19 protein-coding genes are annotated in these 24,098 nt (G+C 65.3%); 18 read left to right on the plus strand and 1 reads right to left on the minus strand.

All coding sequences use genetic code 11. The features are described 5' to 3' along the window. Positions 1-374: 374 nt before the first annotated feature. From proS to lpxB, 18 genes are all read left to right on the plus strand, one after another. Entirely contained in the window at positions 375-1,697 is a 1,323-nt protein-coding gene (gene proS, locus KIP89_RS04105) for a proline--tRNA ligase (RefSeq protein ID WP_213754140.1), read from the plus strand. Positions 1,698-1,813: 116 nt separating this feature from the next. Next, a complete protein-coding gene (locus tag KIP89_RS04110; RefSeq protein WP_213754501.1) occupies positions 1,814-3,037 on the plus strand; it encodes a lipoprotein-releasing ABC transporter permease subunit in 1,224 nt (407 codons plus the stop codon). A gap of 11 nt (positions 3,038-3,048) precedes the next feature. Continuing rightward, a complete protein-coding gene (locus tag KIP89_RS04115) occupies positions 3,049-3,741 on the plus strand; it encodes an ABC transporter ATP-binding protein (protein ID WP_213754141.1) in 693 nt (230 codons plus the stop codon). A 167-nt stretch (positions 3,742-3,908) separates the two neighbouring features. Further along, positions 3,909-4,364 (plus strand): hypothetical protein, encoded by a 456-nt coding sequence (locus KIP89_RS04120; RefSeq protein ID WP_213754142.1) that lies wholly within the window; start codon positions 3,909-3,911, stop codon positions 4,362-4,364. 400 nt (positions 4,365-4,764) lie between these two features. Then, on the plus strand, positions 4,765-8,208 hold the full coding sequence (gene dnaE / locus KIP89_RS04125) for a DNA polymerase III subunit alpha (RefSeq protein ID WP_213754143.1): 3,444 nt from the start codon (positions 4,765-4,767) through the stop codon (positions 8,206-8,208). A gap of 579 nt (positions 8,209-8,787) precedes the next feature. Next, positions 8,788-9,786 (plus strand): 30S ribosomal protein S2, encoded by a 999-nt coding sequence (locus tag KIP89_RS04130; protein ID WP_213754144.1) that lies wholly within the window; start codon positions 8,788-8,790, stop codon positions 9,784-9,786. Positions 9,787-9,903: 117 nt separating this feature from the next. Then, a complete protein-coding gene (gene tsf, locus KIP89_RS04135; protein ID WP_213754145.1) occupies positions 9,904-10,827 on the plus strand; it encodes a translation elongation factor Ts in 924 nt (307 codons plus the stop codon). A gap of 101 nt (positions 10,828-10,928) precedes the next feature. After that, positions 10,929-11,663 carry a UMP kinase gene (pyrH, locus tag KIP89_RS04140; protein WP_213754146.1) on the plus strand — a complete coding sequence of 245 codons (735 nt, stop codon included), beginning with the start codon at positions 10,929-10,931 and terminating at the stop codon, positions 11,661-11,663. Between the two features lie 146 nt (positions 11,664-11,809). Next, the gene (gene frr / locus KIP89_RS04145) at positions 11,810-12,373 is read left to right on the plus strand and encodes a ribosome recycling factor (protein WP_213754147.1); all 564 of its coding nucleotides are present in this window, start codon (positions 11,810-11,812) and stop codon (positions 12,371-12,373) included. A 63-nt stretch (positions 12,374-12,436) separates the two neighbouring features. Beyond that, positions 12,437-13,198, plus strand: coding sequence for an isoprenyl transferase (locus KIP89_RS04150; protein WP_369807055.1), 762 nt, complete (start codon positions 12,437-12,439; stop codon positions 13,196-13,198). Positions 13,199-13,202: 4 nt separating this feature from the next. Continuing rightward, positions 13,203-14,024, plus strand: a complete 822-nt coding sequence (locus KIP89_RS04155) for a phosphatidate cytidylyltransferase (RefSeq protein ID WP_213754148.1) — start codon at positions 13,203-13,205, stop codon at positions 14,022-14,024. 124 nt (positions 14,025-14,148) lie between these two features. Further along, positions 14,149-15,294 (plus strand): RIP metalloprotease RseP, encoded by a 1,146-nt coding sequence (rseP, locus tag KIP89_RS04160; RefSeq protein WP_213754149.1) that lies wholly within the window; start codon positions 14,149-14,151, stop codon positions 15,292-15,294. 208 nt (positions 15,295-15,502) lie between these two features. Continuing rightward, on the plus strand, positions 15,503-17,905 hold the full coding sequence (bamA, locus tag KIP89_RS04165; RefSeq protein WP_213754503.1) for an outer membrane protein assembly factor BamA: 2,403 nt from the start codon (positions 15,503-15,505) through the stop codon (positions 17,903-17,905). An 86-nt stretch (positions 17,906-17,991) separates the two neighbouring features. Continuing rightward, entirely contained in the window at positions 17,992-19,056 is a 1,065-nt protein-coding gene (gene lpxD / locus KIP89_RS04170; RefSeq protein WP_213754150.1) for a UDP-3-O-(3-hydroxymyristoyl)glucosamine N-acyltransferase, read from the plus strand. Between the two features lie 4 nt (positions 19,057-19,060). After that, a complete protein-coding gene (gene fabZ, locus KIP89_RS04175) occupies positions 19,061-19,543 on the plus strand; it encodes a 3-hydroxyacyl-ACP dehydratase FabZ (RefSeq protein WP_213754151.1) in 483 nt (160 codons plus the stop codon). Next, positions 19,543-20,376, plus strand: a complete 834-nt coding sequence (gene lpxA / locus KIP89_RS04180) for an acyl-ACP--UDP-N-acetylglucosamine O-acyltransferase (RefSeq protein ID WP_213754152.1) — start codon at positions 19,543-19,545, stop codon at positions 20,374-20,376. The genes fabZ and lpxA overlap by 1 nt, the downstream gene beginning before the upstream one ends. Continuing rightward, positions 20,351-21,235: an LpxI family protein gene (locus KIP89_RS04185; RefSeq protein WP_213754153.1), complete on the plus strand. Its 885-nt coding sequence runs from the start codon at positions 20,351-20,353 to the stop codon at positions 21,233-21,235. The genes lpxA and KIP89_RS04185 overlap by 26 nt, the downstream gene beginning before the upstream one ends. Then, positions 21,232-22,434: a lipid-A-disaccharide synthase gene (gene lpxB / locus KIP89_RS04190; protein ID WP_213754154.1), complete on the plus strand. Its 1,203-nt coding sequence runs from the start codon at positions 21,232-21,234 to the stop codon at positions 22,432-22,434. Before KIP89_RS04185 ends, lpxB begins: the two co-directional genes overlap by 4 nt. Before the next feature lie 98 nt (positions 22,435-22,532). Here lpxB and gltA read toward each other — a convergent pair whose 3' ends face one another. After that, positions 22,533-23,843 (minus strand): citrate synthase, encoded by a 1,311-nt coding sequence (gene gltA / locus KIP89_RS04195; protein ID WP_213754155.1) that lies wholly within the window; start codon positions 23,841-23,843, stop codon positions 22,533-22,535. Positions 23,844-24,098: the final 255 nt, after the last annotated feature.

The raw sequence follows: 24,098 nt of genomic DNA on the forward strand, positions 1-24,098 counted from the left end.
CTCTTTGTTCTGAACGCCCGCGCCCGATTCCGTGTCGTTTCGACATCTGCCAGGGGGCTTTCTTTGCCGTCATTCCTCCCGAGACCTGGACCGGCATCGCGCTTACAGCGGCGGCTGGCGGACCTCTTTCTAGAGGCCGGCACCATAGATCAACAAAGCACAGCTTGTCATCCTTGCGTCGCAAAAGATCGATGGTGCAATGCAATAGGAAACGTTGCCATTACTTGGCAACCACCCCGGTCCCTTGCCTCGCCGGCGCCCGCCGCCGGGCCGCAAGGCGCTGCCGCGCGCGAGGGCTTGTATTTTGCTGACCGATCCGGTTTCTGTCCGCCATTATTGATGGGCCTCGATCCGGCCGAATCGTGAGTTTGCCGATGCGCCTCTCCCGCTACTTCCTTCCCATCCTCCGCGAAGTGCCGAAGGAAGCGGAAATCGTCTCGCACCGCCTCATGCTGCGCGCCGGCATGATCCGGCAGGAGAGCGCGGGCATCTATGCCTGGCTGCCGCTCGGCAAGCGCGTGCTGGACAAGATCTGCAACGTCGTGCGCGAGGAGCAGAACCGCGCCGGGGCGATCGAGATCATGATGCCGACCATCCAGTCGGCGGACCTCTGGCGCGAAAGCGGGCGCTATGACGATTACGGCAAGGAGATGCTCCGCATCAAGGACCGGCACGAGCGCGAGATGCTCTACGGCCCGACCAATGAGGAAATGCTCACCGAGATCGTCCGCGCCTATGTGAAGTCCTACAAGGACCTGCCGCTGAACCTCTACCACATCCAGTGGAAGTTCCGCGACGAGGTGCGCCCGCGCTTCGGCGTCATGCGCTCGCGCGAATTCCTGATGAAGGACGCCTATTCGGTCGACCTCGATTTCGAGAGCGCCGTCACCTCCTACAACCGCATGTTCGTTGCGTATTTGCGCACCTTCGCGCGGCTCGGGCTGAAGGCGATCCCGATGGTGGCCGATACCGGCCCGATCGGCGGCAATCACAGCCATGAATTCATCATCCTCGCCTCCACCGGCGAGAGCCAGGTGTTCTGCCATTCCGACTATCTGGAGATGGCGACGCCCGGCTCCGACGTCGATTTCGACGATGCCGGCGCGCTTCAGGACATCGTGAACCGCTGGACCAGCCTTTATGCGGCCACGGAAGAGAAGCATGAGGAAGAGGCGTTCACCGCGATTCCCGACGGTCAGCGCCTGTCCGCCCGGGGTATCGAAGTGGGGCATATCTTCTATTTCGGCACCAAATATTCGGAGCCGATGGGCGCCAAGGTGACCGGACCGGACGGCGTCGAGCGCCCCGTTCATATGGGCTCCTATGGCATCGGTCCCTCGCGCCTCGCTGCGGCGATCATCGAAGCCTCGCATGACGAGAACGGCATCATCTGGCCGGAGGCGATCGCGCCCTTCCGTGTCGGCCTGCTGAACCTCAAGGCCGGCGACGCGGCGACGGATGCCGCCTGCGACACCATTTATGCCGAACTGATGGCCCGCAATGTCGACGTGCTCTATGACGACACGGACGAGCGGCCAGGTTCCAAATTCGCCACCGCCGACCTTATCGGCCTGCCCTGGCAGATCATCGTCGGGCCCAAGGGGCTGGCCGCCGGCACGGTGGAGCTGAAGCGCCGGGCCGATGGCTCGCGCGAGACGCTCACCGTCGCGGCGGCACTGCAACGGATCCTCGGATGAACGCAGCGTCGCGCCCGGACAAGGCCGCGAAGGCAAAGGCCGCCAAGGTGAAAGCCTCGGTCGCGGCCGAGCCGGGAGAGCCCAACGGCACGCGCCCCTTCAGCGCGTTCGAATGGATGCTCTCGCTGCGCTATTTGCGGGCGCGCCGCAAGGAAGGCTTCATCTCGGTCATTGCCGGCTTCTCCTTCCTCGGCATCATGCTGGGCGTGGCGACGCTCATCATCGTCATGGCGGTGATGAACGGCTTCCGTACCGAACTTCTGTCGAAAATTCTCGGGCTGAACGGCCATCTTCTGGTGCAGCCGCTCGACAGCCCGCTCACCGACTATGACGCGGTCGCCAAGCGCATCGCCGGGGTGCCGGGCATCACGCTCGCCGTGCCGCTGGTGGAAGGGCAGGCGCTCGCCTCCTCGGCCTTCAATGCCGGCGGCGTGCTGGTGCGCGGCATCTCCGAGACAAATCTGCGGGCGCTGCCGGCGATCGGCGCCAATATCAAGCAGGGCACGCTCGAAGGCTTTGACGACGGGAGCGGCATCGCCATCGGCAAGCGCCTCGCCGACCAGCTCTCCTTGCAGGCCGGGGACAATCTCACTCTGGTCGCGCCGCGCGGCGCGGTGACGCCGATGGGCACCACCCCGCGCATCAAGGTCTACAAGATCGCGGCGGTATTCGAGATCGGCATGTCGGAATATGACAGCGCCTTCGTCTTCATGCCGTTGCCCGAGAGCCAGGCCTATTTCAACAAGAACGGCGATGTGACGGCGATCGAGGTCTACACCGACAATCCCGACAACATGGACCATTTCCGCGCCGCCGTGCACGCCGCCGCCGAGCGGCCGGTCTATATCGTCGACTGGCGCCAGCGAAACGCCACCTTTTTCAACGCGCTTCAGGTCGAGCGCAATGTGATGTTCCTGATCCTCACGCTGATCGTGGTGGTGGCGGCCTTCAACATCATTTCCGGCCTCAACATGCTGGTGAAGGATAAGGGGCGCGACATCGGCATCCTGCGCACCATGGGCGCCTCGCGAGGCTCTATCATGCGCATCTTCCTCGTCACCGGCGCCGCCATCGGCGTGGTCGGCACGCTGGCCGGCTTCGTGCTCGGGCTGGTCGTGTGCCTCAATGTCGAGGAAATCCGCCAGTTCATCTCCTGGATCACCGCCACCGAGCTGTTCTCGCCCGAGCTTTATTATCTCAGCCGCCTGCCGGCCGAGATGAATGCCGGTGAGACCACCACCGTCGTCATCATGGCGCTGGTGCTGTCCTTCCTCGCACCGCTCTACCCGTCCTGGCGCGCCGCGCGCCTCGATCCGGTGGAAGCGTTGCGCTACGAGTAGGAGGCGCGGCGATGCCCGGTCCCATGGAAGCCGCGCTGCGGCTCGACGGCGTGCAGCAATCCTATACGCAGGGCGACGGTCAGCTCGACATCCTGCGCGGCGCCGACTTCGTCGTCATGCCCGGCCAGTCGGTGGCGCTGGTGGCGCCGTCCGGCACCGGCAAGTCGACGCTGCTGCACATTTCCGGCCTGCTGGAACATCAGGACGCCGGCGAGGTCTATATTGGCGGCGTCGCCACGGCGGGCCTGCCCGATCAGGCGCGCACCCGCATCCGCCGCACCGATATCGGCTTCGTCTACCAGTTCCATCATTTGCTGCCGGAGTTCTCGGCGCTGGAAAACGTCATGCTGCCTCAGATGATCCGCGGCCTCGGCAAGAAGGAAGCCGCGCGCCGGGCGGAGGAACTGCTCGGCTATCTCGGCCTCGGCAAGCGGTTGAAGCACCGCCCGGCCGAGCTTTCCGGCGGCGAGCAGCAGCGCGTCGCCATCGCCCGCGCGGTCGCCAATGCGCCGCGCCTGCTGCTGGCCGACGAGCCGACCGGCAATCTCGACCCGCACACCGCCGACCACGTGTTCCACGCGTTGTCGCAGCTGGTGGAGGCGACCGGCCTCGCTGCCATCATCGCCACCCACAATCTGGCCCTGGCGGACCGGATGCACCGGCGCGTCACCCTTGATGAAGGTCTGGTCGTCGAACTCGGCTGAAACGGGGCCCGCATCGGGGCGGGGCAGGGGCGTTCGACCTGCCGGCGTTTGAGTCGCCCGATCGCACTTGGCGCGGCTATTGCGCTGTTTTCCCGACTTGAAGCCGGCTGCGATACCCCTACGATCCGGTACGGACGCTCCTATCCCACCCGCCACGAGTCGGACCGATGCCGCAATTGATCGCCGATCTCGACCATATATCGCTCCTGGCCCTCGGCGTGGCGGCGGCGGTGCTTCTCATCATCGTCCTGCGCTGGATGGGCGAGCGTGTCGCGCCATCGGCCGCCGGGGTGCCGCTCGAGGGCGACGGCAGTTTCGACTACACCATCGCCGGCACGTCCGATCATCAGCCGGTGCTCGGCCGCATCGCCGGTCATCCCGATACCGATGGCCATGACTGCACCGCCGAACTGGTGCCGGACATGGCCCGCACGGGCGAATTGCGCGGCATCTGGGTTCTGGTCGATGGCGCGCGGGTCGGCCATATCCTGCCGGCCGAGACCGCTATGTTCCACGCGGTGATGGGCGGGCGGCGGGGCCGCTGCGAGGCCGTCATCGCCGTGCATGCGGACGGGGAACTTGTTGTGCGCCTCGACACCGTATGGCCGCCGCGCCTCGCCTGAGCCCCTTCTGGCGCGTTCCCAGTCTTTCATCCGTGCCGCCATCCGTGACGCCACATCGGCGGCTTCCGATTCGCGCGACATGGCGCGTATCCGTTACCGGCTCGTTAACCACCGGCGCGAACGAAAGAAGAACATGGCTTGATAATGGGGATTGCGGGAGTCATGTTCTCATTCTGTTCTTCAGGAGGTCGACATGATCCGCATCCTTTTCCAGGAAGTCGCCGCGCTCGCATCCGTCGGACTGTTCGTCGCCATGATCGGCATCTGGGCCGGCGTGTTCGCCGGCGTCTGAGCCTCATAGGGGGCTGAGGACAGCGGGGACCACCCGCTTGCGATGGTGGACGCGGCGCCCGGCCTTGCCCACCATGCTATCCCGAACCGCGAATCGCAGGAGATCAGCATGGCCGGAACCGCGAGTGATGTCGGATTCGTCCATCTGCATGTGCACTCCTCCTTCTCCCTGCTCGAAGGCGCGCTCAGCGTCGGCAAGTTGGCGGATCTCGCCAAGAAGGACCACCAGCCGGCCATCGCCCTGACCGACACCGGCAATCTTTTCGCGGCACTGGAATTCTCCGAGAAGATGTCCGGCTCCGGCATCCAGCCGATCATCGGCTGCTCGCTGGCGATCGACCTCCCCGGACCCGCCCCGCGCGGCCCAGTCGCCTCCGAGCGCCCGCGCATCGTGCTGCTGGCCGCCTCGCAGGAGGGGTGGAACAATCTGATGGAGCTGGTATCGCGCTCCTTTCTGGAGACCTCGTCGGACGGCGCGCCGCATATCAAGCTGGACTGGCTTGACGCCGCTCATACTGGCCTGATTGCACTGACTGGCGGCCCCACTGGCCCGATCGACCGCGCCATCGCCGCCGGCAGCAACGACCTCGCCGAGCAGCGGCTGGAGGCTCTTTCGGCCCTTTTCGGCGATCGCCTCTATGTCGAAATCCAGCGCCATGGCGTGGCGGAGGAGCGCCGCGTCGAGCCCACGCTGATCGACCTCGCCTACCGCCTCGACCTCCCGCTGGTCGCCACCAACGAGCCTTTCTTCGGCGCGCAGGACGATTACGAGGCCCATGACGCGCTGATCTGCATCGCCGAAGGCCGCCTCGTCGCGGAAGGCGACCGCCGGCAATTGACGCCGGATCACCGTTTCCGCACCCGTGCGGAGATGATGGAGCTGTTTGCGGATCTGCCGGAAGCCCTTGCGAATACGGTAGAAATCGCCCAGCGTTGCGCCTATCGGCCGCGCACGGTGAAGCCGATCCTGCCGCGCTTCACGCTCGACCGCGACGAGGCGGAGGAACTGCGGCTGCAGGCCGAGGAGGGGCTGCGCCAGCGGCTCGGCGTGCATGGTCCCGCGCCCGGTCTGACGGTGAAGGACTATGAGGACCGGCTCGCCTTCGAGCTGTCCATCATCGAGAAGATGAAGTTCCCCGGCTACTTCCTCATCGTGTCGGACTTCATCAAATGGGCCAAGGCGCAGGGCATTCCGGTCGGCCCCGGCCGTGGTTCGGGCGCCGGCTCGCTGGTCGCATACTCCCTCACCATCACCGACCTCGACCCCCTCCGCTTCGGCCTGCTGTTCGAGCGATTCCTCAATCCCGAGCGCGTGTCGATGCCCGACTTCGACATCGACTTCTGCCAGGAAAGACGTGACGAAGTAATAAGATACGTCCAGCAGCGGTATGGCCGCGATCAGGTTGCGCAGATCATCACCTTCGGTACGCTGCAGGCCCGCGGCGTGCTGCGCGATGTCGGGCGCGTGCTCGAAATGCCCTATGGCCAGGTCGACAAGCTCTGCAAGCTGGTGCCGCAGAACCCGGCCAATCCTGTCACGCTGAAGCAGGCGATCAATGACGAGGCGCGGCTTCAGGCGGAAGCCGATGCCAATCCGGTGGTCAAGCGCGCCTTCGACATCGCCACCCGGCTGGAAGGCCTCAACCGCCACGCCTCGACCCATGCCGCCGGCATCGTGATCGGCGACCGGCCGCTCGCCCAGCTCGTGCCGCTCTACCGAGACCCGCGCTCGGACATGCCGGTCACCCAGTACAACATGAAATGGGTCGAGCAGGCCGGTCTGGTGAAGTTCGACTTCCTCGGCCTCAAGACGCTCACCGTGCTCCAGACCGCCGTGCGGCTGGTGGCGCAGCGCGGAATTACCCTCGATCTCACCACCATTCCGCTCGACGATCCAAAGAGTTACGCCATGCTGACGCGGGGCGAGACGGTCGGCGTGTTCCAGGTGGAAAGCGCGGGCATGCGGCGCGCGCTGGTCGACATGAAGCCGGACCGGCTGGAGGACATCATCGCCCTTGTGGCGCTGTATCGTCCGGGCCCGATGGCCAATATCCCGGTCTATTGCGCGGTGAAGAACGGTCAGGAGAAGGCCGCCTATGCCCATCCCGCGCTGGAGGCGAGCCTCAAGGAGACCTACGGCGTCATCATCTACCAGGAACAGGTGATGCAGATCGCGCAGACGCTGTCGGGCTATTCGCTCGGCGAAGCGGATCTTTTGCGCCGCGCCATGGGCAAGAAGATCCGCGCAGAGATGGACAAGCAGCGCGAACGCTTCGTCGATGGCGCCACCGAGCGCGGCGTGCCCAAGGCCAAGGCGTCGGAAATCTTTGATCTGCTGGCGAAATTCGCTGACTACGGCTTCAACAAGAGCCACGCGGCGGCCTATGCGCTGGTCGCCTACCAGACCGCCTATATGAAGGCGAACTACCCGACCGAGTTCCTCGCCGCCTCCATGACGCTCGACATGGGCAACACCGACAAGCTCGCGGAATTCCGCCAGGAGGCGCAGCGTCTGGGCATCGAGGTGATGCCGCCTTCGGTGAACCATTCCGGCCGCGAATTCGCGGTGAAGGACGGCAAGATCCTCTACGCGCTCGCCGCCATCAAGGGCGTGGGCGTTCACGCCGTGGACGCCATTGTCGAGGCGCGGGCGGAACGGCCCTTCGCCAGTCTCTCGGACTTCGCCGCGCGCATCAACGCCAAGGCCTTGAACAAGCGGACGATGGAGAGCCTGGTCAATGCCGGGGCCTTCGACGCGCTGGAGAGGAACCGCGCCCGCGTGGCCGTGGCGGTCGATCCGGTGCTGGCCCATGCCGCTTCGGTCGGCGCGGAGGCGGCGTCCGGTCAGGGCAACATGTTTGGCGGCCCGGCGCAGGCGACCGAACTGCCGATCCCGAACGTCGCGCCCTGGCTGCCGGCCGAGCGGCTGCAGAAGGAATATGATGCCATCGGCTTCTTCCTTACCGGCCACCCGCTCGACGATTACGCCAAGGCACTGGAGAAGCTGCGCGTGCAACGGTGGATGGACTTCCAGCGTTCCGTCCGCGCCGGCCATGGCTTTGGCCGATTGGCCGCCACGGTGGTGAGTCGACAGGAGCGGCGCACCAAGAGCGGCAGCAAGATGGGCATTGTCGGCCTCTCCGATCCGTCCGGCCAGTTTGAGGCGGTGCTGTTCTCCGAGGCGCTCAACCAGTACCGTGAGTTGCTGGAGCCGGGGAGGGCGCTGCTGCTGCAGGTCTCGGCCGAGCTTCAGGGCGAGGATGTGCGGGCCCGCATCCAGACCGCCGAGCCGCTGGATGAGGCCACGGCCCGGATGCAGAAGAGCATGCGTATCTTCCTGCGCTCGCCCGAGCCGCTGGACAGCGTTGCCTCGCGCCTCAATTCGCTGGCCGGCAATGGACGCGGCGATGGCGAGGTGGCGCTGGTGCTGCTGGTCGGCGAGCGGGGCGAGACCGAGGTCGAGGTGAAGCTGCCGGGCCGTTTCAACCTCTCGCCGCAGATTGCCGGTGCGCTGAAGGCGGTGCCGGGCGTGGTCGATGTGGAGGCGGCCTGAGAGGATATTAGGATGTGGTCCCGTCTCGCAGAGTGCCTCTTTCAAGCTGAAAGCGACGATGGCATGGAGTTGGTGCAGGTTGCATCAACATCCGAATTGCGAGGGTTCGTTCCAGAAGAGGCGTGCTGTCACCAGAACGCGCGGAGATACTCGCGTGTGGTGCCCGGCTGTGTCCCTGTTGAGGGATGGCATGTCACTGCGGAAGGTTATTACACTAAGCACTCTGTTGTACGACTTCCGAACGCGAGATTGCTCTGTGTCACGCTTGATCCGGAGAGGTATCGTCAATTCCAATTTATTGTTCATCGTTGCGATTGGTTGGTAGTGGGGCAAAGCTTCGAAGACGCTCCAGTCGTCGTGAATATGGCATCGTATCTGCCGCCGGTTATCGCTTCCTAGCCCTTCCGACTTGCACGTATGGGCGCTTTCGCGTATAGGCCGCGCCATTCCGCACGCGGGTTCGCGGCCGGGCTCCCTGTCCTATTTCTGATGGACAGGACGCACCAGTCGCTCCGGTGCCGTCGCCGAATGGTTCGGCGCGGCCATGCCCGCGGAGGCTCAACCGGACGAGAGAATACGATGGCGATTCCTGATTTCACCATGCGGCAGCTGCTCGAAGCTGGCGTTCACTTCGGTCACCAGTCGCACCGCTGGAACCCGAAGATGGCCCCCTTCATCTTCGGCACCCGTAACAACATCCACATCATCGACCTGGCCCAGACCGTGCCGGCGCTGCACCGCGCGCTTCAGGCCGTGTCCGACACCGTGGCCCGTGGCGGCCGCGTGCTGTTCGTCGGCACCAAGCGTCAGGCGGCCGATTCCGTGGCCGATGCGGCCAAGCGTTCGGCCCAGTACTATGTGAACTCCCGCTGGCTCGGCGGCATGCTGACCAACTGGAAGACCATTTCCCACTCCATCGCCCGCCTGAAGAAGCTCGAAGAGCTGCTCAATGCCGGCGAGGGCGTCGGCTACACCAAGAAGGAGCGCCTGACGCTCCAGCGCGAGAAGGAAAAGCTGGATCGCGCCCTCGGCGGTATCCGCGACATGGGCGGCATTCCCGACCTTCTCTTCGTGATCGACACCAACAAGGAAGACCTTGCGGTTGCCGAAGCGCGCCGTCTGGGCATCCCGGTTGCCGCGATCCTCGACACCAATTGCGACCCGGACGGCATTGCCTTCCCGGTTCCCGGCAATGACGACGCCGGTCGCGCGATCAACCTCTATTGCGACCTGATCGCCCGCGCCGCCATTGACGGCATTGGCCGCGCCCAGGGTGACTTCGGCATCGACATCGGTGCCTCCGAGGCCCCGCTCGTCGAGGACCTGCCGGTCGAGACCGTGTGGACCAGTCTTGAGCCGCTCTCGGGCCCGCGCGGCATTGCCGACGACCTGAAGAAGCTGACCGGCGTTTCCCCGGTCATCGAGAAGAAGCTGACCGACCTCGGCATCTTCCATTACTCGCAGATCGCCGGGCTCAATGCCGACGACGCCCATCGTCTGGGCGAAGAAGTCGGCCTGCCCGGCCGCGTGGACGGCTGGGTTGCGCAGGCGAAGGAACTGACCGCCGAGGTCGAGTGACACTCGCCTTCGCGAAGGCGTCACTATCGGACGCCAAGCATTGAATCGCACGGCCGGCCCGGGGACCCTCGGCCGGCCGTGTCGTCGAATGACAGTTGAGATCGTGAGGGATCGAACATGGCCAACATCACCGCGGGCATGGTGAAGGAGCTGCGCGACAAGACCGGCGCCGGCATGATGGATTGCAAGGGCGCGCTCAACGAAGTGGACGGCGACATCGAAGCCGCCATCGACTGGCTGCGCAAGAAGGGCCTGGCCAAGGCCGCCAAGAAGGCTGGCCGCGTCGCCGCCGAGGGTCTGATCGGCGTTGCCGTATCCGGCACCAAGGGCGTTGTGGTCGAGGTGAATTCCGAGACCGATTTCGTCGCGCGCAACGAGCAGTTCCAGCAGCTCGTTTCCGGTATCGCCAAGGTAGCGCTCGGCGCTGGCGCCGATGTCGAGGCCATCAAGGCCAGCGACTTCCCGACCGGCGGCAAGGTGGAGGAGGTTATCTCCACCACGATCGCCACCATCGGCGAGAACATGAACCTGCGCCGCGCCGCGGCGGTCGAAGTCAGCTCCGGCGTGATCGGCTCCTATGTCCACGGTTCGGTGGGCGAGGGCCTCGGCAAGATCGGCGTGCTCGTCGCGCTTGAGTCGACCGGCAATCAGGACGAACTCGCGGCTCTCGGCCGTCAGATCGCCATGCATGTCGCCGCCGCCAGCCCGCAGGCGCTTGATGCCGCCGGTATCGACGCCGACGTTATTGCCCGTGAAAAGGGTGTGCTCGCCGAGAAGGCCAAGGCCTCCGGCAAGCCGGACAATGTGGTCGAGAAGATCGTCGAGAGCGGCCTGAAGACTTTCTTCAAGGAAGTCACGCTGGTCGAGCAGGCGTTCATCCATGACCCGTCCAAGACGGTGGCCCAGGCGGTCAAGGAAAGCGAAGGCAAGGTCGGCGCGCCGATCAAGCTGGTCGGCTTTGTCCGCTTCGGTCTCGGCGAGGGTGTCGAGAAGCAGGAAAGCGACTTCGCCGCCGAAGTCGCCGCCGCTGCCGGCGTCTGATCGACTCTGTCGTTGATAAACACACGCCGGGCCGCCCGCGGGCTGCCCGGCGTGTTTTAATGTCCGCGCCCTCCCGAATCGCGCGCTTGCCGAGGTGCCTCATGTCCGCTTCCGCTGAAACCAGCGAACTCGCCTATGGGCGTGTATTGGTGAAGGTGTCCGGTGAGGCCTTGATGGGCAGCGAGGCATTCGGCCTCCACTGGCCGACAATCGAGAGCATCGCCGCCGATCTGGTCGAGGCGCACCGCACGGGAGCGCAGATCGCCGTTGTCGTCGGCGGCGGCAACATCCTGCGCGGGGCCAGCGTGGCCGGCCAGGGGCTCGACCGCGCCACCGCCGACCATATGGGCATGCTCGCCACGGTGATGAACGCGCTCGCCCTTGAGAAGGCTGTCGAACAGGCCGGCTGCCCGGCGCGCACGCTCTCCGCCATTCCCATGCCGACCATCTGCGAGCCCTATGCCCGCCAGACCGCCTCCCGCCATCTCGATCGCGGGCGCGTGGTGCTGCTCGCCGGCGGTACCGGCAACCCCTATTTCACCACCGATACCGGCGCCGTGCTGCGCGCCGCCGAGCTTGAATGCCACGCGGTGATGAAGGCGACCAATGTGGACGGCGTCTATACCGCCGATCCCAAGCGCGACCCGTCCGCCATCCGCTATGAGCGGTTGACGCATGACGAGGCGCTGGCGAAGGATCTCAAGGTGATGGACGCCGCTGCCTTCGCGCTGGCCCGCGAGGCGAAGCTACCGATCATCGTGTTTTCGATCCGGGAGCCGGGCGCAATTGCGGCGGCGTTGCGCGGCGAGGGCCGTTCGACCACCGTAGCACCGTAATTGCTTGCCCTTCATCGAAGGCTGGATCGTAATCACTTGCCACGCGCGCCGATCCATTCGATATAGCCGCCGACCCGTTTGCGGCACCGGTTCCGGCGCCCCCTCGTCGGGCCTCGGTGCCTGGCATATGAGTAAAAGAGGTCCGCATGAGCACTGATCCGACTGATATTGCCGATCTGAAGCGTCGTATGCAGGGGGCCATTGGCGTCCTCAAGCAGGATCTGGGCGGGCTGCGCACCGGGCGCGCCTCCGCGAGCCTGCTGGAGCCGATCCAGGTCGATGCCTATGGCAGCCATATGCCGCTCAATCAGGTGGCATCGGTCAATGTTCCCGAGCCGCGCATGCTCTCCGTGCAGGTGTGGGACCGCGGGATGGTGGCGGCCGTCGAAAAGGCGATCCGCGATTCCAACCTCGGCCTCAATCCGCAGACCGAAGGCCAGGTGCTGCGCGTGCGCATCCCCGAGCTGACGCAGGAGCGCCGCCAGGAACTGGTCAAGGTCGCCCATAAATATGCCGAGGCCACGCGCGTGTCGGTTCGCCATGTCCGTCGTGACGGCCTTGATGCGCTCAAGAAGGCGGAGAAGGATGGGCTGATGAGCTCGGACGATCTCGATCGCCTTGCCGATCAGGTGCAGAAGGCGACCGACCAGTCGATCACCGAGATCGATCAGGTTCTTTCGGCGAAGGAAAAGGAAATCCTCGCCATCTAACGGTCGCGCGTCATCCGCGCCCGAGGAGGGGGCTCCGTGAATATCGCCAAATTCGGACTGTCGATCGGAACCCCTCGTGCTGCGGACGAGGCTGACGTTGCCGGTGGCGGCGGGGCCTTGCCGCGTCACGTCGCCATCATCATGGATGGCAATGGCCGCTGGGCGAAGGCGCATGGCATGCCCCGCTTCGAGGGGCACCGTCGCGGTGTCGAGGCGGTCCGGCGCACGGTGACGGCCGCTCGCGAGATCGGCCTTGAGGCGATCACCCTCTACAGTTTCTCCAGCGAGAACTGGTCGCGGCCCATGGCCGAGATCAGCGAGTTGATGGGCCTGCTCAAGCGGTTCATCCGTTCCGACCTGCGTGATCTCCACGCCAACAATGTCCGCGTGCGGATCATTGGCGAGGGTCATCCGGGCGACTCCGAGGTGCAGGCGCTGCTCGACGAGGCGCAGGCGGTGACACAGGCCAATACCGGCCTTTGCCTCACCGTTGCCTTCAATTATGGCGCCCGCAACGAGATCGCCCGCGCCGCGCGCAGCCTCGCCGTGAAGGTGGCGGCCGGAACCTTGCGGCCCGAGGACATCACCGCCGATGCTCTGGCCGGCGAACTCGATACGGCTGGCCTGCCGCCGCTGGATCTTGTCATCCGCACCAGTGGTGAGCAGAGGTTGTCCAATTTCCTGCTCTGGCAGGCCGCTTATGCCGAGCTGGTGTTTCTGCCCGTGCTGTGGCCCGATTTCGACCGTGGCTGGCTTGAGCGCGCGCTCGGCGAGTTCACGCGGCGCGAGCGGCGCTTCGGCGGTATCGAGCCCAGAGGATACTGAGGCGTTGCAGATCGGCGCCGATTTCCGTCCCAGGCTCTTTTCGGCATTGGTGCTTGCCCCCGTCGTGCTGGCGCTGTGCGTTTGGGGTGGCTGGCCGTTTGTCGGGCTGGTCGTGCTCAGCGCGGTGCTGATCCTGTGGGAGTGGCTAACCGTCATCGGTGCCAAGCCCAAGCGGGCGTTGCTGATCGTCGGCGGGCTCTGCCTGATCGGGGCGGCCCTCATGCTCACCATTCGTCCGCTCTCCGCCGCATCGGCGCTGGTCATCCTCGGCATGGTGGCGGTCGCGTTGATCGCGCGGGGCGGCCGGCGGCTGCGGGTGTGGTCTCCCTTCGGCGTGCTCTATGCCGCGGCGGCGGCGCTTCCGGCCCTGATGCTGCGGGAGGAGCCGGGAATCGGGCTTCTTGCCTTGGTCTGGCTGTTCGCCGTCGTCTGGAGCACGGATATCGCCGCCTATTTCTGCGGTCGGCTGATCGGCGGGCCGAAGCTTTGGCCGCAGATCAGCCCCAACAAGACATGGTCGGGTGCCATAGGGGGCGCTGTGTTCGGGATGCTCGCCGGTATGCTCGCCCTTTATTTGGGCGGCCTGTCATCGGCGCTGCTCGCGGCGCCGGCGGCCTTTGCCGTGAGTGCGATGAGCCAGGCGGGCGACCTGTTCGAATCCTCCATGAAGCGGCGCTTCGGGGTGAAGGATTCGAGCGCCCTCATACCCGGACATGGCGGGCTGATGGATCGGCTCGACGGATTCATCACGGCCGGTGCCTTCGCGCTCGCGCTCGGCCTGCTCCGCGATCCCTCCGCGCCGGCGCTCGGTCTGCTGGTCTGGTGAGGGTCAAACGCGACGAATCGCGCATCCGTGCGGTTCAGGACGGACTTTCGCCCAACTTCGCCTTCAACCATCCTCGTGAAAGACACGGCGCCCTCCACCCTGTGCCGTTTTTGGGAATCGAATCATGGAATTTCTCGCCTCGATGGGCGGCACCGCGAGCTGGCTCCTGGGCTATGTCATCCCTTTCCTCTTCGTGCTGACGATCGTCGTCTTCTTCCATGAACTCGGGCATTTCTGGGTGGCGCGGCGCGCCGGCGTGCGGGTGGTGGCCTTTTCCATCGGCTTCGGACCGGAAATCGCCGGCTTCAATGATCGTCACGGCACGCGCTGGCGCCTGTCCGCCATACCGCTCGGCGGCTATGTGAAGTTCCTCGGCGACGACAACGCGGCCTCGACGCCGGACCGGGAAACCCTCGCCGGCATGAGCGATACCGACCGCCGCGAAAGCTTCTTCCACAAATCGGTCGGCGCCCGCGCCGCCATCGTGGCTGCCGGTCCCATCGCCAACTTCATTCTCGCCATCGTCATTTTCGCCGGCCTGTTCATGACGGTCGGGCGTCAGGTCACGGTGCCGCAGGTCGATACGGTGCAGGCCGGCAGCGCCGCCGAGCGTGCGGGCTTTCAGCCGGGCGACCTGATCCTCTCGATCGACGGTGCCAAGATCGAGACCTTTGGCGACATGCAGCGCATCGTCAGCGCCAGCGCCGAGCAGCCGCTGGTCATCGAGATCGAGCGCGGCGGCCAGCGTCTGAGTCTCACCGCCACGCCGGACCGTCGCGAGATCACCGACAGCTTTGGCAATGTGCACCGCATCGGTGTGCTGGGCATCGCCCGCTCGACCGGCAATGGCGAGGTCAAGACCGAACGATTCGGCCCGGTTGCCGCGGTCGGGATGGCCACCCAGGAGGTCTGGTTCATTGTCGACCGCACCTTCAGCTACCTCGGCGGGGTCGTGACGGGGCGGGAATCAGCCGACCAGCTGGGTGGGCCGATCCGCATTGCGCAGGTTTCCGGTCAGGTTGCGACCTTCGGAGTGGCTGCCCTGCTGCAGCTCGCCGCGGTTCTCTCGGTTTCGATCGGTCTTCTTAACCTCTTTCCCGTACCGTTGCTCGATGGAGGGCATCTGCTCTTCTACGCCATCGAGGCGCTGCGCGGCCGGCCGCTCAGTGACCGGGCGCAGGAGGTCGGATTCCGCATCGGGCTGGCTCTGGTGTTGATGTTGATGATCTTTGCGACTTGGAACGATATTCTCACTATTTCAAAGTCTTAAGCTGCTTCCGCTGCGGCGTTGCCCCCGGGCCACGCCGTTCGGAAAAGGCGTGGGCGTGGGACTGGCTCGGTTTGCAGGCTTGCCAAAAGTCTGTACAAGCGGGGTCGCAGGGTGAAGATCGTACTGTCTGCGGCCGCGGACGGTACGACGTCAGAACAACGGTAAGGTTGCGCACCAAATGGCTGGTAGTTTCCGGTTCGTGAGTAAGATGGCGTCGGTCGCCAGTGTCGTCGCACTGATGGCTGTCGCAGGGGTTGCCGGAACGATCGTCGCGCCTGTGGCTGCGGTGGCGCAGACCGCAAGCTCAATTATTGTCGAGGGCAATCAGCGTGTGGATGCGGAGACGATCCGTTCCTACTTCGCCACCAAGCCCGGCGAGTCGCTCACGCCCGCCAAGATCGACGAGGGCCTCAAGGCGCTTTATGCGACGGGTCTGTTTTCCGACGTGAACATCAGCCGCAGCGGCAATCGCCTCGTGGTCCGCGTCAGCGAGAACCAGGTGGTCAACCGCGTGGCCTTCGAAGGCAACCGCAAGATCAAGGACGAGCAGCTCGCCAGCGAGGTTCAGTCCAAGGCGCGCGCGCCGTTCTCCAAGACCACCGTTCAGGCTGACACGCAGCGCATCATCGAGCTGTATCGCCGTTCGGGTCGCTATGACGTCAAGGTCACCCCCAAGATCATCGAGCGTGGCCAGGGTCGTGTCGATCTCGTGTTCGAGATCACCGAGGGCGACAAGCTCGGCGTCGCCGAGATCAAGTTCGTCGGCAACAAGGCTTTCTCCGAGTACAAGCTCAAGGAGGAAGTGACCACGACCGAGACCAACTGGCTGTCCTGGCTGAAGAACACCGACGTCTATGACGTCGACCGCATCAATTCCGACCAGGAACTGCTGCGCCGCTTTTATCTGCGGCACGGCTATGCGGATTTCCGTATCGTCTCGGTGACCGCCGATCTGGATCGCCAGCGCGATGGCTTCGTCCTGACCTATGTCATGGATGAGGGTCCGCAGTACCGCGTCGGCACGGTCGATGTCGTGTCCAACATCAAGGACGTCGATCCGGCCCGCATCCGCTCCGCGCTGCGCGTGCAGAAGGGGCAGATCTATAACGCCGAGCTGGTCGAGAAGTCGGTCGAGAACGCGACCATCGAAGTGTCGAAGAGCGGCTATGCCTTCGCCCAGGTCCGTCCGCGCGGCGATCGCGACATGCAGAACCGTACCATCTCGCTGGTGTTCGCTGTCGAGGAAGGTCCGCGCGTCTATATCGAGCGCATCGAGATCCGCGGAAACACCCGGACCCGCGACTGGGTCATTCGCCGTGAATTCGATCTGGCTGAGGGCGATGCCTATAATCGCGTGCTGATCGACCGCGCCGAGCGTCGCCTGCGCAATCTCGGCTACTTCAAGGACGTGAAGATCACCACCGAGCCCGGCACCGCGCCGGATCGCGTGATCCTCGTGGTTCAGGTCGAGGATCAGCCCACGGGTGAGTTCTCCATCTCGGGCGGCTATTCGACCTCGGACGGCTTCATCGGTGAAGTCGCGGTGTCGGAAAAGAACTTCCTGGGTCGTGGTCAGTATGTCCGCCTCGCCGGTACGCTCGGCGAGAACACGCAGGGCATCGATTTCAACTTCACCGAGCCCTATTTCCTCGACTACCGCGTCGCGGCCGGTTTCGACCTGTACTGGAAGGAAACCTCGTCGACCTCGTACAGCCCGTACGACACGACGATGGCGGGCGGCACGCTGCGCGTCGCCCTGCCGCTGACCGACGAGCTGACCTTCGGTGTGCGCTACAGCCTGTACCAGAAGGAAATCTCGATCGACGAGGAAGATTACGCGGATTACGGCGACATCTCCTGGGCGTTGCTCGAGGTGAACAACGATCCGGCGATCACCTCGGCGGTCGGCTACACGCTCACCTACAACATGCTGGACAGCAACATTGAGCCGACCAATGGCTACCTGTTGGAGTTCAAGCAGGATTTCGCCGGCCTTGGCGGCGATGTGAACTACATCCGTTCGACCTTCGACTCGCGCTTCTACTTCCCGGTGTTCGGCGACTTCGTGCTCATGCTGCGCGGTCAGGCGGGTAACGTGACGTCGTGGGGCGGCGAGGACCTGCGCATTCTGGACAACTTCTTCAAGGGGCCGGATCTGGTGCGCGGCTTCCAGTCGAACGGCATTGGCCCGCGCGACTTGGCCTCGGGTCTCGACGGTTCCGATCCCGATGCGCTCGGCGGCACGCTCTATTGGGGTACCTCTGCCGAAATGCAGTTCCCCCTTACCTTCCTGCCCAAGGAGCTGGGTCTGAAGGCGGCGGTGTTCGCGGATGCCGGTTCGCTGTGGGATTATCAGGGCGACACGACCTTCACCAACATCGCGGGCTGGGAAGACAATCTGGTCGACTGTTCCGCGATCGAAGGCTCGACGACGAAGGGCTACAACAATGTCTGCGTCGCCGACAGCGACTCGGTCCGCTCCTCGGTCGGCGTGAGCCTGATCTGGAAGTCGCCCTTCGGTCCGCTGCGCTTCGACTACGCCTGGGCGCTGACCAAGGAAGATTACGACCAGACCCAGTCGTTCCGCTTCAGCGGCGGCACCCGCTTCTGATAGTCTGATCTGAAGGCAATCTGCGCGACGGCCCGGTTTTCCGGGCCGTCGGTGCGTTTGAGGGGCCGGTCGGCACGGCACACAGCATGAGCGATCCCGTTTTCCATCCCGCCCCGACACCCGTCCGGCTGGCCGATATCGCGGCCGCTGTCGGCGCTGTCTTGCCCGAAGGCGTCGATGGCGAGCGCCTGATGTCCGGTGTTGCCTCTCTTGACGAGGCCGGGCCCGGCGATATCGCCTTCATGGATGGCCCGCGCCACGTGGGCGAATTGCAGGCCACGCGCGCGGGCGCCTGTCTGGTCTCCTCCCGTTTCGCCGCGCATGTGCCGGCTTCGACCGTCGCCCTTGTCGTGGCCAAGCCCTATCCCGCCTTTGTCGCCATCGCCCGGCAACTCCATGCCGCGACGCTGCGTCCCGGCTCGGCCTTTGGCGCGACGGGTGTCGCCGCCAGCGCCATGGTGCACCCGCAAGCCCGGCTGGAAGCTGATGTGACGGTTGATCCCGGCGCGGTCGTCGGCCCCGGTGCCGAGATCGGCAGCGGCACGGTTGTGGCCGCGGGCGCGGTGATCGGACCCGGCGTGCGGATCGGACGAAACTGCTCGATCGGGGCTGGAGCGAGCATTCAGCACACGCTATTGGGTGATCGCGTGATCGTCCACCCCGGCGCCCGCATCGGTCAGGACGGCTTCGGCTATCTCGGCGGCGCCAAGGGGCATGCCAAGGTGCCGCAGATCAAGCGGGTGATCCTTCAGGACGATGTGGAGATCGGCGCGGGAACCGCAATCGATCGCGGCGGCCTGCGCGACACGGTGATCGGCGAGGGCAGCAAGATCGACAATCTGGTGCAGATCGCCCACAACGTGGTCATCGGCCGCCATTGCATCGTGGTGTCACAGACCGGGATTGCCGGCAGCGCGACGCTGGGGGATTTCGTGATGCTGGGCGGGCAGGTCGGCGTCATCGGCCATGTGACGATCGGCGACGGCGCGCGTATCGCCGCCACGAGCAATGTGAAGGACGACGTGCCGCCCGGCGTGGAGTGGGGAGGGTCCCCGGCCAAGCCGATGCGGGAGTGGTTCCGCGAGGTCATGGCCGTTCAGCGCCTGGCGCGCGGTGAGCGCCCCGCGACCGGGCGTCAGGAAGGGCAGTAAGAGAATGGACGTTCAGACCGACACCAAAGCGGCTGCGCTCGGCTCCGCCGATATCCTGCGCATCCTTGCGGCGCTGCCGCATCGCTACCCGTTTCTGATGGTCGACAAGATCATCAACATCGATGGCGACAAGAGCGCCATCGGCATCAAGAACGTCTCCGCCAATGAGCCGCATTTCCAGGGCCATTTTCCGGACAATCCGGTGATGCCCGGCGTGCTGATCCTCGAAGGCATGGCGCAGACCGCGGGCACGATCTGCCTGCTGGGCCGGCCCGACGATGGCGCGCCCTCGCTGGTCTATTTCATGACCATCGACAAGGCGAAATTCCGCAAACCCGTCGTGCCGGGCGATGTGCTCGAATACCACATGACGCAGATATCCAAGCGCCGCAACATGTGGTGGTTTCGCGGCGAGGCGAAGGTCGACGGCCAGCTCGTCGCCGAGGCCGATGTAGGGGCGATGATCGCCCGAGAGGCACAGAAGTAATGAGCGTTTCTTCCGTGAAGATCGATCCCACCGCGCGGGTCGAGGACGGTGCCGTCCTCGGTGAAGGGGTCGAGATCGGGCCGTTCTGCACCGTGGGTGCCAATGTCGTGCTCGGGGCCGGGGTGAAGCTCATCTCGCATGTGGCGATTGCCGGCCATACCACGATCGGCGACGATAGCGTCGTCTATCCCTTCGCCGCGCTAGGCTTCCCGCCGCAGTCCTATCATTACAAGGGCGAGCCGAGCCGGCTGCTGATCGGCCGCAACTGCATCATCCGCGAACATGTGACGATGAATCTCGGCACCGCCGGCGGCCACATGGAAACGGTGGTCGGCGAAGGCTGCATGTTCATGACCGCCAGCCATGTGGCGCATGACTGCATCATCGGCAATCGCGTGATCTTCGCCAACAATGCCACGATCGCCGGCCATGTCACGGTCGGCGACAATGTGTTCATCGGCGGGCTCGCGGCCGTGCACCAGTTCACCCGCATCGGCGAAGGCGCGATGGTCGGGGGCATGTGCGGCGTGCATTTCGACATCATCCCCTTCGGGCTGATGATGGAGGGCCATCCGGGCCTGCGCTCGCTCAACTATACCGGGCTGAAGCGTCGCGGCCTGTCGCTGGTTCAGCGGCGTGAACTGCAGACGGCTTATCGCGAACTGTTCTATGGCATGGGCACGCTTGCCGAGCGCGCCTCTCGCGTGGCCGAGCGTTTTGCCGATAATGCCCATGTCATGCTGATCGTCGACTTCGTGCGCAGCGTCGGCAAGCGTCGGCTGACCGTTCCCATCGATGCGGCCGACCATGTCGTCGAGCCCGCAGGCGTCTAGGCACGCTCACGCCTCAGGTCCCCTCGCCATCATCTGCGGTGGGGGCGCCTTTCCGCTAGCGGTCGCGCAGGCCGCGCGGCGGGCGGGGCGCGAGGTGGTGCTGTTCCCGGTGCGCGGCTTTGCCGGCGCGGAGGTCGAGGCCTGGCCGCATGTGTGGATCGCGATCGGCCGCTTCGGGCGGCTCACCAGCGAGATGCGCCGGCTTGGCTGCCGGGATGTCGTGTTCATCGGCAATGTGCTGCGCCCCCGCCTTCGTGACATCCGCCTTGACTGGACGACGCTGATGCTGCTGCCGCGCGTGGTCAGCATCATGCGCGGCGGGGATGATCATCTGCTTTCCGGCCTCGGCCGCATTTTCGAGGACGCGGGATTCCGCCTGCTCGGCGCTCATGAGGTGGCACCGGAAATTCTCATGCCGGCCGGCCAGCTCGGCGCCGTGGCGGCGACGCGCGAGGAGCTTGAGGATATCGAGGTCGGCCGTCAGGTTCTCGAGATCACCGGCCCGCTCGATATCGGGCAGGGGCTAGTGGTGATGAACCGCCATGTCGTGGCCATGGAGGCGGCGGAAGGCACGGACCTGATGCTGGCCCGCGTCGCCGAACTGCGCGCCAATGGGCGGATACGCCGGGCGCCGCGCTGTGGTGTTCTCGTGAAGCTACCCAAGGCCGGGCAGGACCGTCGGCTCGATATGCCCTCGCTGGGCGTGCGCACGGCGGAGGGGGCCGCGCGCGCCGGCCTCGCCGGCATCGCGGTGGAGGCCGGCGGCGTCATCGTCGCTGATCTCGCCGAGATCGTCCGCAAGGCCGATGAGGCCGGGCTGTTCATCCATGGTCTCGCGCCGCGCGGGAGAGCATCGTGACGGCTGTTCCCGGTACGGGTGCGACGCTTCCACCGCTGGACGTCTTTCTGGTGGCTGGAGAGGAATCGGGCGATGTGCTCGGCGCCGGTCTCATGGCCGCCCTGGCCGAGATGGTTCCCACGGTGCGTTTCCGGGGGGTCGGCGGCAGTCGCATGCAGGCGGCGGGGCTAGCCTCGTTCTTTCCCATGGAAGACATCACCGCCATGGGCTTCGCGCAGGTCATTGCCGGCCTGCCGCGCATCCTGCGACGGATGAGCGAGACGGTCGACGCGATCGTCGCCGCGCCGCCGGACGTTCTGGTGCTGGTCGACGCGCCCGATTTTACCCATCGCGTGGCCCGCCGCGTGCGCCGGAAGCTGCCCCACCTGCCGATCGTGAAATATGTGGCGCCGACCGTCTGGGTCTGGCGTCCCGGCCGGGCCCGCGCGATGGCCCCGGATATTGACCGCGTGCTCGCCGTCCTGCCCTTCGAGCCGCAGGTCATGGCGGAACTGGGCGGTCCGCCGACCACCTATGTCGGCCATCCGCTGATGGCGATGCTGGGGGATCTGCGGCCGGATGCGCTGGAATCGGCCCGCCGCGCCGCCTTTCCGCCCGTCGTGCTTGTGCTGCCCGGTAGCCGCCGCTCGGAGCTCGCCCGGCTGGGTGGTGCCTTTGGCGAGGTGCTGGAGCGTTTGCAGCAGCGCCTGCCGCATACCGAGTTCGTCCTGCCGACACTGTCGAGCCGCCTCACAGAAGCGCAGGCCATGGTGGCGGGCTGGAAGGTGCGGCCCCGCATCGTCGTCGATGAGGCCAGGAAATACGCGGCCTTCCGGATGGCGCGGGCCGCGCTCGCCGCATCGGGCACGGTGACGCTGGAACTCGCGCTGGCCGGCATTCCGACGGTTGCGGCCTATAAGGTGCCATGGCTGGAGGGCCACATCGCGCCCTATCTGCTGAAGGTGACGACGGCCATCCTGCCGAACCTCATCCTCAACGAGAAGGCGGTGCCGGAATATCTGCAATGGCACATCGACCCGCCCGCCATGGCCGAGCAACTGGCGCGGCTGATCGAGGGAGGGCCGGAACGTGCCGCCCAGCTCGCGGCCTTCGCGCGGCTCGATCAGGTGATGGGCGCCGATGGCGCGCCTCCCGGCCAGCGTGCGGCACGGGCCGTGCTGGATGTGCTCGCACGCGCGCCGCGCGTCTCCCGCTCATGAAAAACCCCGTCTTCCGGATGGAAGACGGGGCCTGATCATCTGATGTCGATCCGTGCCGCCAGCCACTCCCATGCGGGGTCGGCTGGCGGGCGCGCCGCTCACTTGCGGCGGGCGATCGGCACGTAGTCGCGCTGGGCGGCGCCGGTATAGAGCTGGCGCGGGCGGCCGATGCGCTGGCCCGGATCCTCGATCATCTCTTTCCACTGGCCGATCCAGCCCACGGTACGGGCGAGGGCGAACAGCACGGTGAACATGGAGGTCGGGAAGCCAAGCGCGCGCAGCGTGATGCCCGAGTAGAAATCGATGTTCGGGTAGAGCTTGCGCTCGACGAAATATTCGTCCTGCAGCGCGATGCGCTCCAGCTCAACGGCGATGTCGAGCAGCGGATCGTCCTTGATGCCAAGCTCGCCGAGAACTTCATGGCAGGTCTTCTGCATGATCTTGGCGCGCGGGTCGTAATTCTTGTAGACGCGATGGCCGAAGCCCATCAGGCGGAACGGATCGTTCTTGTCCTTGGCGCGCTTGATATATTCGGGGATGCGGTCGACCGAGCCGATCTCGCCGAGCATCTTCAGCGCCGCCTCGTTGGCGCCGCCATGGGCCGGGCCCCACAGGCAGGCGATGCCGGCGGCGATGCAGGCGAAGGGGTTGGCGCCGGAGGAACCGGCGAGGCGAACCGTCGAGGTCGAGGCATTCTGCTCGTGGTCGGCGTGCAGGATGAAGATCTTGTCGATGGCGCGGGAGAGCACCGGGTTCGCCTTGTATTCCTCGCAGGGTACCGAGAAGCACATGCGCAGGAAGTTCGAGGCGTAGTCGAGCTCGTTCTTCGGGTACACGAAGGGCTGGCCGATCGAATATTTGTAGGCCATGGCGGCCAGCGTCGGCATCTTCGCGATCATGCGGATCGAGGCGATCATCCGCTGCTGCGGGTCCGAAATGTCGGTGGAGTCGTGATAGAAGGCCGACATCGCGCCGACCGAGGCCACCAGCACCGCCATCGGGTGCGCGTCGCGACGGAAGCCGTGGAAGAAGCGGCTCATCTGCTCATGCACCATGGTGTGGCGCGTGACGCGGTAGTCGAAATCCGCCTTCTGGGCGGCGGTCGGCAGCTCCCCATAAAGGAGCAGGTAGCACGTCTCGAGGAAGTCGCCGCTCTCGGCCAGCTGCTCGATCGGATAGCCGCGGTAAAGAAGAATGCCCTCGTCGCCGTCGATATAGGTGATCTGGCTTTCACAGGAGGCGGTCGAGGTGAAGCCCGGATCGTAGGTGAACATGCCGGTCTGGCCGTAGAGCTTGCCGATATCGACGACATCCGGCCCGATCGTGCCACTCAGCACGGGGAGGTCCCAGCTTGTCTCGCCAATGGTGAGTTTGGCGGTTTTGGCCGAAGTGCCGTTGATGGCGTCCATGCTGGTCTCCCTAAGCATTTGAAACCGAAGGAACGGTGCACGATATGCCGGTGCCGCGTCGCGCTTTCGGCCGTTGGCTGGATGGCGGGGGCAAGCGGGCGGGTAAGGCCATGCCGCAGCCTGTGCAGGAGTCGTAACCGGTTCGCCCCCTGCTCGCAAGCGCAGCGAAGGACGTAATGCGCGGCGTCGGGAATCGTTGCTATACAGGGTTTTACTTATCTCGCAGGCGCGTCAGACCAGCCGCCGGATGGCGGC

This window comes from Ancylobacter radicis (assembly GCF_018449475.1).
Taxonomy (GTDB): Bacteria; Pseudomonadota; Alphaproteobacteria; order Rhizobiales; family Xanthobacteraceae; genus Ancylobacter; species Ancylobacter radicis.